Origin of the sequence: Allorhodopirellula heiligendammensis (assembly GCF_007860105.1) — a bacterium.
Lineage (GTDB): Bacteria > Planctomycetota > Planctomycetia > Pirellulales > Pirellulaceae > Rhodopirellula > Rhodopirellula heiligendammensis.
Genome location: NZ_SJPU01000002.1, coordinates 1,593,119 through 1,609,929, shown reverse-complemented (window position 1 = coordinate 1,609,929; position 16,811 = coordinate 1,593,119). Strand labels below are relative to the sequence as shown.

At 56.8% G+C, this 16,811-nt stretch carries 11 protein-coding genes; 8 read left to right on the top strand and 3 right to left on the bottom strand.

The window, feature by feature from the left end; genetic code table 11:
- The first annotated feature begins 120 nt into the window (after nucleotides 1–120).
- The 8 genes from Poly21_RS16350 (at nucleotide 121) to Poly21_RS16315 (ending at nucleotide 11,628) form a co-directional block, all read left to right on the top strand.
- Nucleotides 121–1,569: a DUF1501 domain-containing protein gene (locus tag Poly21_RS16350; protein WP_146407984.1), complete on the top strand. Its 1,449-nt coding sequence runs from the start codon at nucleotides 121–123 to the stop codon at nucleotides 1,567–1,569.
- 359 nt (nucleotides 1,570–1,928) lie between these two features.
- Nucleotides 1,929–2,429, top strand: a complete 501-nt coding sequence (locus Poly21_RS16345) for an outer membrane protein (protein WP_146407983.1) — start codon at nucleotides 1,929–1,931, stop codon at nucleotides 2,427–2,429.
- Between the two features lie 194 nt (nucleotides 2,430–2,623).
- Entirely contained in the window at nucleotides 2,624–5,806 is a 3,183-nt protein-coding gene (locus tag Poly21_RS16340) for a PSD1 and planctomycete cytochrome C domain-containing protein (protein WP_146407982.1), read from the top strand.
- Nucleotides 5,799–7,223 carry a DUF1501 domain-containing protein gene (locus tag Poly21_RS16335; protein ID WP_146407981.1) on the top strand — a complete coding sequence of 475 codons (1,425 nt, stop codon included), beginning with the start codon at nucleotides 5,799–5,801 and terminating at the stop codon, nucleotides 7,221–7,223. Before Poly21_RS16340 ends, Poly21_RS16335 begins: the two co-directional genes overlap by 8 nt.
- The gene (locus Poly21_RS16330; RefSeq protein WP_302119211.1) at nucleotides 7,220–8,185 is read left to right on the top strand and encodes a hypothetical protein; all 966 of its coding nucleotides are present in this window, start codon (nucleotides 7,220–7,222) and stop codon (nucleotides 8,183–8,185) included. Before Poly21_RS16335 ends, Poly21_RS16330 begins: the two co-directional genes overlap by 4 nt.
- A 239-nt stretch (nucleotides 8,186–8,424) precedes the next feature.
- Nucleotides 8,425–9,639 (top strand): purple acid phosphatase family protein, encoded by a 1,215-nt coding sequence (locus tag Poly21_RS16325; protein WP_302119210.1) that lies wholly within the window; start codon nucleotides 8,425–8,427, stop codon nucleotides 9,637–9,639.
- Nucleotides 9,640–9,918: 279 nt separating this feature from the next.
- Nucleotides 9,919–11,214: a diaminopimelate decarboxylase gene (locus Poly21_RS16320; protein ID WP_146407980.1), complete on the top strand. Its 1,296-nt coding sequence runs from the start codon at nucleotides 9,919–9,921 to the stop codon at nucleotides 11,212–11,214.
- 51 nt (nucleotides 11,215–11,265) lie between these two features.
- Nucleotides 11,266–11,628 carry a 2Fe-2S iron-sulfur cluster-binding protein gene (locus Poly21_RS16315; RefSeq protein WP_146407979.1) on the top strand — a complete coding sequence of 121 codons (363 nt, stop codon included), beginning with the start codon at nucleotides 11,266–11,268 and terminating at the stop codon, nucleotides 11,626–11,628.
- A gap of 164 nt (nucleotides 11,629–11,792) precedes the next feature.
- Here the strand turns inward: Poly21_RS16315 and tnpA are convergent, their stop codons facing one another.
- From tnpA to ileS, 3 genes are all read right to left on the bottom strand, one after another.
- Entirely contained in the window at nucleotides 11,793–12,245 is a 453-nt protein-coding gene (gene tnpA, locus Poly21_RS16310; protein ID WP_146407978.1) for an IS200/IS605 family transposase, read from the bottom strand.
- A gap of 314 nt (nucleotides 12,246–12,559) precedes the next feature.
- Nucleotides 12,560–13,174, bottom strand: coding sequence for a phosphoribosylglycinamide formyltransferase (purN, locus tag Poly21_RS16305; RefSeq protein ID WP_146407977.1), 615 nt, complete (start codon nucleotides 13,172–13,174; stop codon nucleotides 12,560–12,562).
- Complete coding sequence (gene ileS / locus Poly21_RS16300) at nucleotides 13,174–16,749, bottom strand: isoleucine--tRNA ligase (RefSeq protein ID WP_146407976.1); 3,576 nt, start codon at nucleotides 16,747–16,749, stop codon at nucleotides 13,174–13,176. Before ileS ends, purN begins: the two co-directional genes overlap by 1 nt.
- Nucleotides 16,750–16,811 lie beyond the last annotated feature (62 nt).

Genomic DNA, 16,811 nt, shown 5'->3' with positions numbered 1-16,811 from the left:
ACGCGAAACCATATCGTCGATCGCTCCGCGAACCGTTGCTCTGAACACGGAGCGATCAGCGGCCAGCTGCCACTTTTTGTCCCCCTGCTCCTCGAAATTGATCTAACAAGGGAAGCGACCATGGACCCCCAAATCGAACAACTTCAACTGCGTACCCGCCGCCACTTCTTGCAACAATCCACAGCGGGTTTGGGCGGAATTGCGTTATCGAGCTTGCTCGCTGGTGAAACTGCTGCGGCCCGGACCGCAGAAGATCCACTCGCCGTGCAGCCTACACATTTCCCCGCCAAAGCAAAGCGAGTGATCTATCTGCATATGACGGGTTCACCTCCCAACCTCGACCTGTTCGATCGCAAGCCGGAGCTAGTCGCTCGTGATGGACAAGACGTGCCCGACGCATTTCTCGCGGGGCGAGAATTTGCGTTCACGTCCGGCGTGCCGAAGTTAATGGGGTCGCCACGGAAGTGGTCGCAAGTCGGAGAGGCTGGTATGTGGATGTCCGATGCGATTCCGCATTTCCACGACGTCGCCGATGAACTGTGCGTCGTCCACTCGATGTACACCGACCAATTCAATCATGCTCCGGCGGAACTGTTTGTGCTCACGGGATCACCACGCTCGGGCCGCCCATCGATCGGATCGTGGGTGACCTACGGGCTGGGTAGCGAGAATGACAACCTACCCGGTTTCGTAGCGTTGATCTCGAGCGGCGTACAACCTAACGGTGGCAGTAATTCGTTTGGCAGTGGGTTTCTGCCGTCGGTGTACCAGGGTGTGCAATGCCGATCCAAGGGTGATCCCGTATTGTACTCGTCCGATCCACCTGGCATCCATCGCGACCTGCGACGCAAGAGCCTCGATGCGTTGCGGGACCTCAATCAAATGCAAGCCGCTGAGATGGGCCATCCCGAAACGCTGACACGGATCGCCCAGTACGAACTGGCATTTCGCATGCAGGCGGCAGTCCCCGAGGTAATGGACATCTCGCAAGAGTCGCAACAGACACTCGACGATTACGGAGCAACCCCCGGTGGATCTAGCTTGGCTAACAATTGTTTGCTGGCGCGGCGGTTGGTGGAATCGGGCGTGCGTTTTGTCCAGTTGTTCGATTGGGGTTGGGACTTTCACGGCACCAACCCCAACGAGGGCATTACCGATGGGCTGACGCGTAAGTGCGCGACGATGGACAAACCGATCGCCGCCCTGATTCGAGATTTGAAACAACGCGGACTACTTGATGAGACCTTGATCGTATGGGCGGGTGAATTCGGCCGGACACCGTTTCGCGAAGGTCGCACGGCGGGCAGCACTGTTCTCGGCCGCGACCACTATCCCGACGCCTTTACTATTTGGATGGCAGGCGGCGGCGTGAAGGCCGGGTACGAATATGGTGCGTCGGATGAACTGGGTTTTTCCGTCGCGGAGAAACCGATGCATGTCCATGATCTCCAAGCGACGATCCTCCATCAACTCGGCCTCGACCATGAACGATTGACCTATCGCTTCCAAGGCCGCGACTATCGGCTAACCGATGTCCACGGCGAGGTTGTGAAGGAGTTACTGAGTTAAGCAGGATCCGTAGCTCGGGACCCGCGTCCCGAGCGAGCCAACCTTTCTGCGACGGGACAACGATGCCCCCGCCCATGACAACTTTGGTAATTCGTGAGAGTTGTAGCGAACATCGCGTTCCGCGCACTCCGTGTCTGCGGATAGAAAGGGTGGCGTCGAGCGAGCGACTTTTTTTCCTACAGTATCGCGCACGTGAAACTGCTTCAAAAAACGATATCTTTCTTGTATTGCCAGGACACAACACCGCAGTGGTCACGTAGTTGGCGACCCTCGGAATCTGGCCCATAGAAGGATAGCAAAATTGAGAATACAAAAACTGCTCATGCCCCTGCTGCGATTGCTCTGCGGATCATTGCTCGATTGCAGTTCGGCCAACGTCTCATGTCCAACCTGAATCAGACGGCTTCGTAGGCGGTGGATACCTCGGCAAAAACTTTCAAATTTCGCGTTGGGTGTTTGGCGTCGAAAGCGACTTCTATCTAACCGACCTTTCACGCACCCTTCCCTGTAGCAACCGAGCATACAATTGCAACAGCCACTCCGACTGGAATGCGTCGTTTCGTGGTCGTCTTGGATATGCAGTTGACCGAACCCTGTTCTTCGCCACCGCGGGATACGCGGTCACTGAATTCAAAGGCTTCACACATCAGATTAATACTGGCCAAACATATGCAGGCGAAGAAGTTCTGGATGGTTTCGCCGTCGGTGGAGGCATCGAACGCGCATTGACCAACAGCCTGCTTGTTCGTGCTGAATATCGACATGAAGAATTTAGCGACGCGCAAATCCTGTATGACGTACCCTATGGCGTAAAACCGAGGATTGACATGGCTCTCTTCGGGATTACTTGGAAATTCTGAGATGAGCATATCGGCTCCCCGTCATGGCGGGATGCACGTTTGACGAGCTGATCTCGGGCCCTGGCTGTGTTACAATGGAAGCCCGGTTTTGCAACTGTGATGCCGATGAGCATTGCGATTTGCAAAAGTACCACAACGCGATTGGTAGAACTCGCATGCTCGCGTTACCAATCTTCTTCCCGCCACAGACTTGAATGCTCGATTTGTTTTATCGCTGGCGACAATATCTCTCCATGACAGCGGTGCGAACCGCGGTCCCGATGGGATTTTGGTTCTTGACGTCTTTTATCAATGGCACCGTGGCCCCTGCGGATGAGCCGATTGATTTCAATCGCGACGTCCGACCGATCTTGTCCGACAACTGCTTCGCCTGTCATGGGTTCGACGAGAGTTCACGCGAAGCTGGATTGCGGTTGGACGTGCGTGAGGGTGCTACCGAGGATCTTGGCGGCTATGCCGCGATTGTGCCTGGCGAGGCGGACGCCAGTGAGTTGATTGCCCGTGCGATTGAGAGTGACCCGGACATACGAATGCCGCCGGAGGACTCCCATAAGAAGCCACTTACGACTGCCCAAGTACAAACGCTGCGAGACTGGATTGATCAGGGCGCGACATGGGGCAAACACTGGTCGTTTGAACCGCCTGTACAAGCTCACGTCCCCGACGACGGGACGCTCCCCATCGATCACTTCGTTCGCTGGCGGATGGCTCAGCTCACCCAGTCGGGAGCCGTTCCTGAGGACCTGCAGCTCGATCTCGCGCCCCGAGCGTCGGTTCCCACACTCGCCAGGCGGCTATCATTCGATTTGACCGGCTTGCCCCCTTCCTCGGAACAAATCGCGGCGTTGGGTGACGCCCCCAGTGAAGCGGATTGGAATCAACTGATCGATCAGTCGCTGCTGTCGCCGCACTTTGGCGAACGGATGGCGATGTGGTGGCTCGACGGGGCTCGCTATGCCGATACCGATGGTTTCCAGCAGGATGCCACTCGCGCGAACTGGCCGTGGCGAGACTGGGTGATCGACGCGTTCAATCACAACATGCCATTTGATGAGTTCACGATCCAACAATTTGCGGGCGATCTACTGCCTGACGCGACTGATGAAACACGGTTGGCCACATGCTTTCATCGCAACCACATGCATAACGGAGAAGGCGGTCGCGATCCGGCAGAATCACGCGTGGACTATGTGTTAGACCGAACGAATACGGCCGGCACACTCTGGCTGGGACTCACGCTCGGTTGCACCCAGTGCCACGATCATAAGTTTGATCCTATTTCGCAGCATGACTACTACAGCATGACGGCGTACTTCGACAGCATCGACGAAGATGGTCAGGCGGGAGGCAATGCAGGGCCGTTCCTAGAATACCAGTCGGACAAGGCACAGTCAGCGGTCGAGGAAGCCGAGCGGTTAGTGAAGCAAACGTCGCAGTCGGTTGCCGATGTCGCAGCGGCAGCGGAAAACGAATTCCGAGACGAGCTGCAGAGCCTAATTGACCGGGCATCAGATGGATTTGTGCCCTGGCATCACGTCGAACCTGCGAAGTTATCATCGATCGAGGGCACTCCGCTCGAACTGGAATCAGATCAGATCATTCGCTCAGGCAACGAACCTCCTGTCCAAGACGATTTTCAAATCACAGTCGGTAAGACAACGCTCGACCGCGTGACCGGTGTGAAACTGGAAGTCTTTGCTGATGATACTCATACCGATGGAAAATACTCACATGCCGCCAGTGGTGAGTTTGTACTGACCAACGTTAAGCTGCAGGTCCGTAGTGGACAGACGACGGAGGTCATTGACGTACCTTTCGTGCGTGCTATCGCCAGTGTGGACGGGGTAGGAGAGGACTCCAAGTACGGCAAGGTTTCAGGCACGCTCGATGACGATCCACGCACAGGTTGGACGACACGAACGAAAGATGTCGTATCGACACATACGGCTGTGTTTGAACTCGCCGAGCCACTCACGCTCGCTGACGAACAGCGACTCGACATTGTTCTGATGCAGCGATCCTTGGCGCCGCATGAGTTGATCGGGCGGTTTCGATTGAGCCTGACCGACCAACGAGGCAGCGCGGTCCGGTCGATCAAAAAAATGCCCATGCAGCGTTTGGCCGACGCCATTTCCGGACACGCGGACGATCCCACCCAGCCATTCCTCCCGAGCGACATCGACGACGGATTGGTCGACGCTTTGCGGCAAGATTGGCTGGAGGATTATCCGCCGTACCAATCCGCCGTACAACGAGATCAATTTGCGCGGTCGCAACGAAAACAAGCCATATCGGCAGCTGGAAAACTGAAAGTCACGGTGCTGAAGCAACGAGAGGCTCCGAGGCAGACGCATGTGTTGCTGCGTGGTGTCTGGGATGCGCCCGGCGACCAAGTCTTCCCCGCTGTACTACCGGCGGTCTTGCCGCGACCAGCCGAACAGGTCCCCAGTCGCTTGGAACTCGCCCAATGGATCGTCGACCGCGACAACCCGCTGACGGCCCGCGTCATCGTCAATCAGATCTGGCAATTGTTATTCGGAGCGGGATTGGTGCGAACCCCGGCGGACTTTGGACTGCAGGGTGAATCGCCGACACATCCGCAATTATTGGACTTCTTGGCGGTCGAGTTCATGGAGAGCGGATGGGATGTCAAGCAACTGATCCGCCAAATCGTCAACAGTGAAACCTACCGACAGGACAGCCGCGTCAGCGACGAGTTGTTGCTGGCCGATCCCGACAATCGCTGGCTCGCTCGCGGTGCGAGATTCCGATTGCCGAGCTGGATGATTCGCGACTCGTTGTTGAAAACGAGCGGATTGCTCAATGACACTATCGGCGGACCGCCCGTGTTTCCTTATCAACCGCCGGGTGTGTGGAAGGATCAGTTTATGGGCCGATTTTCCTATCAACCGAGCATTGGGCCGGCCCAGTACCGGCGCACCGTGTACGCATTTTGGAGGCGAACGAGTGCACCAACGTTCCTATTCGACAACGCTATGCGGCGAACCTGCGAGGTCGACGTCCGACGCACCAACACCCCATTGCACGCGTTGACACTGATGAACGACTCGACATCGCTCGAGGCCGCTCGCGCGATCAGTGATTCTGCCGTGCGAGTGCGGCCGCGGAAAGCGAGACTAACGAGTTTGATGACAGCAATCCTGAGTCGACCGCCGAGCGAAAGCGAATTGACAGTGCTGCGCAATCAATATGAATCGGCGCGTCGATACTACGCAAAACATCCCCATCAAGCGATCTCGCTAACAACCGTTGGCCAGCAACCGACCGCTTCCCAGGAAGATGCAATCGACCTAGCGGCGACAATGATGGTCGCCAGTATGATTTTTAATTTAGATGAGAGCATGACACATGAATGAAACGACTCGTCGTTACTTTCTCGGTCAGGGTGCTGGCATCGGCTTGGGGGCGATGGCGTTGAATTGCCTCGATCAACAATCTGCTTCAGCGACGGCCATTTCACCGCCAGAGCTGCCGCATTTTGCGGCCCGTGCAAAACGCATTATTTTCTTAACACAGTCCGGCGGTCCGTCGCAGCTTGAACTGTTCGACGACAAGCCGGGGCTGCTCGACATGGCTGGCAAACCATTGCCGGAGAGTGTGCGAGGTGGTCAGCGGTTGACGGGGATGACGCGTGGCAAGCCACAATTGGTCATGCCCGCGCATTCCAAATTTCGACAACACGGTGAATCCGGTGCGACGGTCAGCAATTGGCTGCCACATACCGCCAAAGTCGCCGACGATCTCTGTTTCGTTAAATCGATGGTGACCGATCAGATCAACCATGCTCCCGCCATGACCAAGTTCTTGACGGGCCATCATTTGGCGGGGCGGCCCAGCATGGGGAGTTGGTTCAGCTATGGACTGGGCAGCGAGAACAAGGATCTGCCTGACTACATCGTGCTACTCTCAAAGATGAGCCGGGGCAGTGACCAGCCGTTGTACGACCATTACTGGGGCAGTGGCTTTCTGCCCTCGGTTTACCAGGGCGTAAAGCTGCGAAGTGCTGCCGAACCGGTGCTGTATCTGAACGATCCCCCTGGAATGCCGCGTGACCTACGTCGCTCGATGCTCGATGGTCTGCGGGAGATGAATGAGATTCGACACGCCGAGGTAAACGATCCGGAAGTGGAGACACGAATCAAGCAGTACGAGATGGCGTTTCGGATGCAAACCAGTGTCCCGGAACTCACCGATGTAAGTGACGAACCCGAGTCGACGTTCAAGCTCTATGGCCCCGACTCACGCCGCGGTGGTAGTTACGCAGCGAACTGCGTCTTGGCGCGACGGTTGGCCGAGCGAGGTGTGCGGTTCATCCAGTTGTTCCACCCTGACTGGGATCATCATAGTCGTCTGAAGAGTTGGTGCACGGCGAGATGCCGTGATACCGATCAAGCCAGTGCCGCATTGGTGACCGACTTGAAGCAACGGGGCCTTCTCGAGGACACGTTGGTCATCTGGGGTGGCGAGTTCGGTCGCAGTGTCGCTGGGCAAGGGCAGTGGGACAGCCCCGAGGGTGGGCGAGATCACCATCCACGTTGCTTCACAATGTGGATGGCAGGTGGTGGCGTGCGGGCGGGGACGACCTTCGGCAGCACTGATGAATTCAGCTATAATGTCGCCGAAAATCCCGTCCATGTTCGTGACATGCACGCCACGGTGATGCATCAGATGGGCATCGATCACGAGCGATTCACGTACCCCTCCCAGGGCCTCGACTTTCGCTTGACAGGCGTCGAAGAGGCACGAGTCATGAACGAATTGGTCACCGGATGACACTGAAAGGAAACCGTCAATTATTGTCCTCAGCGTGGCTCGATGGTTGCCTGAGAATCGTGATCGCCATCCAGAGCATTGGGCTCAGCGGGCGATACCTGTTTTCAAAAAACGAATGGGAGAGCCATGTTTTTGAGTGGCTCCTGTTCGACTGGGGTTGGCCCGAGCCACTCGCTCAAACGATGGACAACGCAGGAACGTGGTTGACGCTTGTCGCTGGTGGTCTGCTATGTCTGATCGGTTGGCTCAAGCACCGCAGGTTCGGTGACACAGGGCTGCCGACCGCATTGACATGGCTTGACCGCATCGCGGCAGGATGGATTGCCTGTTGGTTGTTGGTGATGGCAGTCGCCCACATGATGCGAGCAACCCTGTGGGCAGAACTCACATTGGCGGAGGACGCCGTTCGCTACATCGCACCCGTGACACTGATTATTTTATCTGGTCGCCCGGCCGCTTCCCCATTGGTCAAAGGCGGACGCTCCGGAGGAACACCGTTGGCGGTTCTGCTATTGATGATCGCGGCGTCGGCGACGTTTGCGGCCCATGGCTACAAAGCGGTCGAACGGTATGGTCCGTTCACTGATTTAATACTGCTTTCAGATCTTCAGTGGACTCATATGAGCATGAGTCAGACGACGGCCGAGACAATCCTTGTGGTCGTCGGTGTGATTGACCTTGTTGTCGCGTTGCTATTGATCCCCACTCGCTGGCGCTCGGTGGCACTTTACATGGCGGTGTGGGGGATCATCGCAGCTGTGAGTAGAATGACTGCCTACGGCTTCGGCGCTTGGCCCGAAACGTTGCTTCGGGCGGCCAACGGTGGCGTACCTCTAGCGATTTTTGGGTACTGGACGATATCCCGAGCGTCACGCTTACAATTGCCAAGAGAAACCTCGGAATCCGAAACACACACACTCGATGAAACACGAAACAAGATCCAAATAGCCATTCGTCGATAGCTGTCATGACAACCGTAGCTAGTCAGTTCGTCGCTCTCGCTGTTCACATGCGCATTTACTAACCCGATGCGCTAGCGAGAGGCGAGGTGGACTGGCTCGCTGGGGATCGTAAATCAACTGGCCCCTTACGCCAAAAACGGGCCATTTTATCGACAGTTGTCAAACAACCAAAAACATCGCGACACCCCAGAAAATCAATCACAATGACCCTGCTTCCAACTATCACTGCTCCGGCCACCATGATGCGTACTATCCCGCTCGCGGCACTGCTGTTCTGTTCATTCGCTTCAGTCGCTCCAGCGGACGCCCCGCTCGAGGGTACGAAGCCTGCCCAGTGGCGCGTCGTTTGGATGGACGATCCATCCACGAAGGCAACCATCTTGTGGAGCACCGCCAAACAGGGGCAGTATCATTCGGTTCAGTATCACGTCAAAGGTGATGATCAAGAACCGGCAGAACAGCTTGCCCGGACTGGACAATACACCGGTGGCAAAACCGAGCTTTTTTACCACCAGGTTCAGTTGACGGATCTGGAACCAGCCACGGCGTATGAAATCAAGTTAATCAGCGACAAGAACGAATCAGCCGCCTTCTATTTTGTGACCGCCCCTGTGCTTGATCGCGAGTTCAGCATTCTCCATGGCGGGGATTCAAGATCGGATCGCGAGACGCGGCGCGAGGTGAACGCGATGATTGCTAAGATGTTCGCGGAGTCATACGAAAACGACGACCCCGCCGATGATATTCTGGCATTCGCCCACGGAGGCGACTATATCGTCGATGGCAAGAAGATGGACCTGTGGTCGGCATGGCTGTCGGATCACGAGCTTACCACCGCTCCCGACGGTCGCCTGTTGCCGATCATTCCTGCCCGTGGAAATCACGACCACGGCAAGCCATTTAATGAAGTCTTTGGGTTTCCCGAAAGTGATCTCAATTACTACGGCATCAACATCGGCCCCGAAGTTCGCTTCGTCACGCTGAATTCTGAAATCAGCACGGCGGGGGACCAAGCGAATTGGCTTGCCCAAGAGCTCGAAAGGTCACGGCCGAACAATCGCTGGCTCCTCGTCCAGTACCATCGCCCCGTCTATCCCGCCGTCAAGGGACCGGGAGCTGGACTGAAAAGTTGGGTTCCTCTGTTCGAGGAATACAACATCGACCTGGCATGCGAAGCCGACGGACACAACATCAAACGCACCGTGCCGATTCGTGGTGGTAAAATTGATGAAAGTGGCGTCGTGTACATTGGCGAAGGTGGCCTGGGAGTTCCTCAGCGAACTCCCAAAACCGATCGCTGGTTCCTGGAGTCGCCTGGCATGGCCGACAAGGGAAATCACATCTTCGTGCTCACCTTCGAAAAAGAAAAACTCGATGGCAAATGTGTCCTGCTGGGCGGCGAGGTACGAGACGAGTTCTCGCGTCCCATTCGTGCGACGGTAGCCGCACCGTAACGCGTTGTCCCCGCGATGGCTCGGATCTTCACAACTGAGTAGCCGAGCCTCTCCGAGGCTCGCAAGCGATTTCTTCGGAGACGTCTAGTCTGATACTGATGTGTTGAGAAAATGGGGACTCGTGTCTCGGAGAGACACGGCTACTCGGCTACTCGGCTACTCGGTGAGGTTTTCCAAATCGACGGGGGCGACTATCCTGATTGACGCGCACTGGGCAGTCGTTGTTGTCAAATCCCCGGTGCTGACGTCAGAAATGCTTCTTTTCCGGCTTGGACCCTCATGGCTAATACTTCGCCCACCCAATCGCTGCCTTTCGACCGCTCGTTCATCGAGCGGGTCATCGCTGACCATCCCACTCCGTTCGTGCTGTATTACGAAGACGGCATCCGCCGCCGAGCCCAGGAGCTGTCCGAAGCGTTCGCGTGGAACGACGGGTTTCAGCAATATTTCGCGGTCAAAGCAACGCCGAACCCGCATATCGTGGCGATGATGGCCGAAGAGGGCAGCGGCGCTGATTGCAGCAGTGTTGCCGAGCTGATCACGTGCGAGCGACTGGGCATTACCGGCCACGATGTGATGTTTACCTCGAACAACACGACGGTCGAGGAATTCGCCGTTGCCACTCGACTTGGGGCGATCATCAATCTCGACACACCTCATCACATCGACCAGCTCACCCAACTCGACAGCCTGCCCGAGATGGTGTCATTCCGCTTCAACCCCGGCCCCGAGCGCCAGGGTAACGTGATCATCGGCGATCCCAAAGAAGCCAAATTTGGCTGCACCCGCGACCAGATATTCGAAGGCTACGCACGATGCGCCGAACTCGGGATCACCCGTTTCGGCCTGCACGCCATGGTGGTGTCGAACGAACTGAGCGTCGAAGCACTTTTGCAGACCGCAGAAATGCTATTCGAACTGGCAGTCCAAATTCACGAAAAAACCGGCGTGGCGGTCGAGTGCATTAACCTCGGCGGCGGCATCGGTGTCGCCTATCGTCCTGAGCAGCAGGGCATTGACCTACAAGAGTTCGGCCAAGGCGTGCGAGCCTTGTACGAGTCCAAGCTCGTTCCCGCCGGACTCGCCCCACTCCGCTTGATGATGGAAAATGGCCGGGCCATGACGGGGCCTTTCGGATTCCTGGTCACGCGAGTGATCAACCAGAAAACATCGTACAAGAACTACGTCGGCGTCGATGCCTGCATGAGCAATCTGATGCGCCCGGGCATGTATGGTGCTTACCACCATATCAGCGTGCTCGGCAAGGAGAACGTGCCTGCAGAGCAAACCGTCGATGTCGTTGGTTCGCTGTGCGAGAACAACGACAAGTTCGCAGTCGATCGCGAACTGCCGAAGACCGAGGTTGGTGACATCCTCGTCATCCACGATGCGGGCGCACACGCTCATTCGATGGGTTTCCAGTACAACGGACGACTGCGTTCGGCGGAGCTTCTCTACAACGATGCCGGCGAGGTCCGCGAGATTCGCCGCGCCGAAACGCTTGACGATTACTTCGCCACCGTCGATTTCGACTCCGTCAAAATTGCTTGTAAGCAGTCCACCGCTGGTGCCTGACTCACTCCACCAACTTTTACTCATCTCTCCCCAACCTTCAAAATTCAACTCATGCCAAAACTCACTGTAGAGAACGTCGGAACTTTTGATGTCGCCGATGGCAAGCGTCTCGTCTCAGCTCTCGTCCAAGACGCTGGCACCGACCAACTGCACGCCTGTGGTGGTGCCGCGCGGTGCACGACTTGCCGCGTGGAATTCATCGACGGTGAACCGGAGAAGATCACCGCAGCGGAGAAGGAGCTTTTGAAGGTACGCGAGATCACCGAGCCCGGCGTACGACTGAGTTGCCAGATCGCTTGCGATCAGGACATGAGCGTGCGGTTGATCAGCCGGCTCGAAGGCAGCGGCCGTAAAGATCAAGGTGGCCCCGTCGCCGACGAGATCGAGCCCTCGCCAGTGTGGACAACGAAGTAAACGGACACCGCGCCGTCTGCCGTCCCTTCGGGACTGGTTAATATTAGGTTAGCAGACCGACCGGTGGCTCGTGCCACCGGCATGGGGTTGTCGTCCCTGCCGGGACTGTTTCGGATCATTGCATTGACCGCCAGCTTTCAGTCCCGGTAGGGACGACAGCCCGATCAATCCCATAGATACTTTGGGTCATATTCGATCTCGCAGAGCTGCAACATCCGAACATATTCCTCCTGGAATGTTTCCTTGGAATGGTGTTGCTCTTGCTTCTCAATGTAGCGAGTCACGCTATCCAATTGGGATCGACCGACGGTAAACGCACCGTATCCATCTTGCCACCCAAACTTGTGTTGCTTTCCTGATTCTTCGTTGAATTTTCGGGACGTGCATGCCTTGAGCTCTCTCATAAAATCACTTAAGCAATGAGTGGTTTTTAACTTCACCAACAAGTGGACATGATCGACCCAACCGCCAACAATCATCGGTACACCATCCAACCCTTTTACCGTGCCGCCTAGATACTCGAACATCGTCTCGCGAGTCTGCGATTGCAGGTAAGGCTTGCGGTGCTTCGTGCTAAAAACCAAGTGATAGAGCAACTGGTGGTGCGTACCAGACATTGCAAAGATCCCCTGAGTATGCCTGAGGCTGTCGTCCCTTCGGGACTATTTAAATCTAGGTTAGCAGACCAACCGGTGGCTCGCGCCACCGGCATGGGGTTGTCGTCCCTGCCAGGACTGTTTCGGCCGTGCGCGGGCTTGCGCCACCTGCAGGCGCAGTCGTCCCTGCTGGGACTGTTTCGGATCACTACTGTATTGACCGCCAGCTTTCAGTCCCGGTAGGGACGGCAACCCCTTGCCGGCGGCACAAGCCGCCGGTCGCTAATATGCGACAATCTTGGGTAGTCCCGACAGGGACGACAGCTCGCGACTTATTAAACCGAATTTCTCAAATCGCCCGCCAGCATTCGGATCGCTTCGGGTAACGCCAGGCATTCTTGTTCGAACACTCTCGCGGCCAAGGTATCCGGCGTGTCGTCAGCAAGTACCGGACAGGCTCGCTGATGCAGGATCGGTCCGTTGTCATACTCGTTGTCAACGAAGTGCACTGTGCATCCGGTGATCTTCACGCCCCGCTCGATCGCAGCGGCATGGACGTGATGGCCGTACATGCCCTGGCCGCCGAACCCGGGAAGCAATGACGGGTGAATGTTCAACACCCGGTTTTCAAATGCGTCTGGAATCAAAACGTGTCTGAGGAACCCTGCCATGACAACATATTCGATTTTCCGTTCACCCAGCGGTGCGAACATCGCGGCGCTATAGCCGTTGGCGTCTGGATAGTCACGCTGGCGAACGACCAGCGTTTCAATCCCAGCTTCTCTGGCGATCTGCACGCCACGCACGTCGCTGCGGCTGCTGATCACCAATCGAATATCGATTGGCAGATCATGCCGGTCCCGATGCTCGATCAAGTTCGCAAGGGTGCGTCCACTACCGCTGAGAAAAACAGCGATGGGAAGTTTGTCAGAACCGTTGGAGTCGGACATCAATCACTCACCCGCGTTACAAACAGTTCGCCATTTTCGATCTCAACCGCATTCACGTTCGGTAGCGTCTCGATCACCAGCCGCCTGGCCAACGTTTCTTGGCAGATCATCTCGCGATGACTTTCGATCGCCAGCAGCGTGTCGGCATCCGGCGTTACCACGCCGACTTCGATTCGATCGGTGTAGTCACACTCGATCTCCTTCCGCTGGCTTTGAATCGCACGAATCAAATCTTTCGCGATGCCTTCACGCCGCAAATCTTCGGTAACCTCAGTATTGAGCACCACAACGCAGGATGGCCCCTGCGCAGCGGCCCAACCCTCGCGTGCTTGCAACCGCACCTCGATATCCTCGTTATCGAGCTCCAACGTACTGCCGTCGGGTAGCGATAACGAAACCACCCCAGTCGATTGCAACTGGCTGAGTAGTGCATTCCCGTCAGCGTCTCCGAGCAGCTTTTTGACAACAGGAATCTGCTTGCCTACTTTGGGTCCGAGCCGTTTGAAATTCGGCACGACGCTGTACTGCACGTAGTCGCCACCATCGGTCGTGTAGGCGACCGACTTGACGTTAAGTTCTTCCCGCACGAGCGAATCGTGTGACTGCAGCCAAGCGATCTGAGTGTCTTCGCTCAGCACTACCTCGACCGCCGCGAGCGGCAAGCGAACCTTTAACTTGGCATCGGCGCGAGCCGCCCGGCCTAGCGAAGCGATCTCACGGAGCACCTTCATGGATGTCGATAACTCCGTATCGATACGCTCGGTGTTGGCCTGCGGATAGTCGCACAGGTGAACGCTGGCTAGGACCCGATCGCCGAACGGTCGGGTAAGCTCTTGCCACAAGCGATCGGCTAAGAACGGTACGAATGGAGCGATCAATTTCGTGAGTTGGACGAGCACCTCGTACAGCGTCCAGTACGCATCATGCTTGTCAGCGGACTGCGAGTCCTTGGCCCAGTAGCGATCGCGACTGCGGCGGACATACCAATTGCTCAGCCCATCGAGCAGCGACGTGATCGCGCCGCAAGCGTTGTAGTTATCCAAGCGATCCATACGATCGGTGATGGTGCTGATTGCGACATTCAGTTCCGAGAGGATCCAGCGATCGATTTCACTTCGCTGCGAAACCGGACGATACGTCGGTGCGGATGCGAGGCTTTCCGGTGTCAATTGATCGTCGGCGGCAGTGGCAGTCGTGGGATCAAAACCATCGATCTCCGCGTAGATCGTGAAGAAGCTGAAAGTATTCCATAACCGCAGCAGAAACTCAGGAATCGAATCACGGATCGCACTATCGGAATAGATGATCGAATTCCACGGAGCCTGGTTGGCGAAAAAGTACCAACGCATCGCGTCAGCGCCATAGCGATCAAAGATCTCCGAGGGACTGCGGTAGTTTCGCAATTGCTTGGACATTTTGCCCGTCTTCTTCGTGAAGGACAGGCCCGGATGCTCGGCTGTTTCTTCTGGCGTCAGTGCGACGACCTTCGCGCCAGCTTCATTGGTCGCCTCGAACCACTGCGAGAGCATCAATCCCAGTACGATGCAGTTGCGGTAGGGATGCGGGTAGGCCTGTTCGGCGCGGCGACTGGCCAATTGCGTCGACGTATCGTCCACACTCGTTGCAGGCGCATCGCTGACATCGACCGATGCTCCCTCGCCGAAGAGCATCGTGCTAATCGCCAATTGGCTGTAGAACCAACCACGGGTTTGATCGATTGCTTCGCTGATAAAATCCGCTGGGAATTGTTCGGCAAAGCGATCCGCGTTCTGGTGCGGCCAACCCCACTGCGCAAAGGGCATCGCACCGCTGTCATACCAACAATCGATCACTTCCGTGACACGTTTCATCCGCGCATCTTTGGCAAACGGCGACGCGTACGTCACCGCGTCGATGTACGGCTTGTGGACGCGTAGATCGTCGGCTAACTCCGGATTGGCTTGTTTGGCCTCCGCCCAGACTTCCGTACCCTGCACGTCGGGTTTGGCGAGCAGTTCATCATAGCTGCAGACCGCTTCCATTTTCCCAGTCGCTTGGCAAACCCAGATCGGTAGCGGCGTGCCCCAATAGCGTTCCCGTGAGAGCGCCCAGTCCACGTTGCTGTCAAGAAAGTTACCGAACCGACCGTCGCGAATGTGCTCGGGCTGCCACCCGATCTGTGAGTTGTTCTTGAGCATCAAATCGCGGAACTGAGTCGTGCGAATGAACCAGCTCTCACGCGGGTACTGGATCAACGGATCCTCGTCCGCCCGCCAACAAAATGGGTAGTCGTGCAGGTATTGTTCTTGGTGCAGCAACCGGCCACCATCGCGAAGTTGCCGCGTGAGTGCCTTGTCGGTCGACTTGACCCACTCACCTTTCATCGCGGGGAACTCATCAGTGAATTTGCCGTCTGGGCCAACGGCGCAGAGCAGGTCCGGCCCCTCGCCCTCAGCAAATCGTGATCGCTGTTCACTGAAGACCTCGTAATCGACTTCGCCGAACGCCGGCGCCAGATGCACCAGTCCACTACCTGAATCCGTTGTGACGAAGTCCGCGGCGACGACGCGCCAGTACCGATGCTCACGCTCGCTGGTCTTGAGCGTACCCTGAGGATCGCCCAATCGCTCGCGATAGTCCGCGAAGGGCGGTTCATAGCGATGTCCCACCAAGGATGCACCGGAGATGGTCTCGACAATTTTCAGTTCGCGTTTGATCTTGGCCGCGAGTGTTTCGACGAGAGCGGCGGCCAGCACGAGTTGTTCGCCCGTCTCGGTATCCTCGACCACGGCGTAGTCCAAATCCGCCTTCACGGCGGCGTACATGTTGCTGGGAAGAGTCCACGGCGTCGTCGTCCACACAACGAGTGACCGTTTGGGGGCTTCAGCCGAGGCGGCGACCAATGGAAACAGAACATAGACACTCGGGTCGGCCACCTCGCGGTAGCCCTGGCCGACCTCGCCCGCGGACAAGGCGGTGCCGCCCTGCGCCCACCACCACACGATTTTGTGACCTTGATAGAGCAACCCACGATCAAACAGATTTTTGAGGCTCCACCAGACACTCTCGACATACGATTGGTGATAGGTGACGTAGGCCTCGCCGAGATCGACCCAAAAGCCTAGCCGGCGGGTGAGTGTTTCCCACTCCCGCATGTAGCGCCACACACTCTGCTGACATTTCTGAATAAATGGTTCGACACCGTAGGCCTCGATTTCCTCTTTGGAGTGGATCCCGAGTTCTTTGCCGACTTCCACTTCGACGGGCAATCCGTGCGTATCCCAGCCGGCTTTGCGTTCACAGCGGTACCCTCGCATTGTCTTGTAGCGGGGAAAAACGTCCTTGATCGCCCGGGTCAGACAGTGGCCAGGGTGCGGCATCCCATTGGCTGTGGGGGGACCTTCGAAGAATACGAAGGTCGGCGCGTCCGCCCGCCGGGCGAGCGATTTCTCGTAAATCTGCTGTTCATCCCAAAACGCCAGCACCTCTTCTTCGAGGGCGGGAAACGAGGGGCTGGCCGCGGCGGCGCGAAACGCCTTGGTAGGGGCCGAGGAAGGAACAGTCGACGAGGCAGCGGGGCCGGGTTTCGCGGACATCGAAAACCAAACGTAGGGGAACTTCAGGACAAAAACAGAGTCAGACGGACTCCAAACCCACA

Excerpts from the sequence above, each read along its gene's own strand:
- Poly21_RS16325 (WP_302119210.1), top strand. The coding sequence starts at position 8,425 with ATGATGCGTACTATCCCGCTCGCGGCACTGCTGTTCTGTTCATTCGCT.
- Poly21_RS16350 (WP_146407984.1), top strand. The coding sequence starts at position 121 with ATGGACCCCCAAATCGAACAACTTCAACTGCGTACCCGCCGCCACTTC.
- tnpA (WP_146407978.1), bottom strand. The coding sequence starts at position 12,245 with ATGTCTGGTACGCACCACCAGTTGCTCTATCACTTGGTTTTTAGCACG.
- Poly21_RS16330 (WP_302119211.1), top strand. The coding sequence starts at position 7,220 with ATGACACTGAAAGGAAACCGTCAATTATTGTCCTCAGCGTGGCTCGAT.
- Poly21_RS16320 (WP_146407980.1), top strand. The coding sequence starts at position 9,919 with ATGGCTAATACTTCGCCCACCCAATCGCTGCCTTTCGACCGCTCGTTC.
- Poly21_RS16315 (WP_146407979.1), top strand. The coding sequence starts at position 11,266 with ATGCCAAAACTCACTGTAGAGAACGTCGGAACTTTTGATGTCGCCGAT.
- Poly21_RS16340 (WP_146407982.1), top strand. The coding sequence starts at position 2,624 with ATGCTCGATTTGTTTTATCGCTGGCGACAATATCTCTCCATGACAGCG.
- purN (WP_146407977.1), bottom strand. The coding sequence starts at position 13,174 with ATGTCCGACTCCAACGGTTCTGACAAACTTCCCATCGCTGTTTTTCTC.
- ileS (WP_146407976.1), bottom strand. The coding sequence starts at position 16,749 with ATGTCCGCGAAACCCGGCCCCGCTGCCTCGTCGACTGTTCCTTCCTCG.
- Poly21_RS16335 (WP_146407981.1), top strand. The coding sequence starts at position 5,799 with ATGAATGAAACGACTCGTCGTTACTTTCTCGGTCAGGGTGCTGGCATC.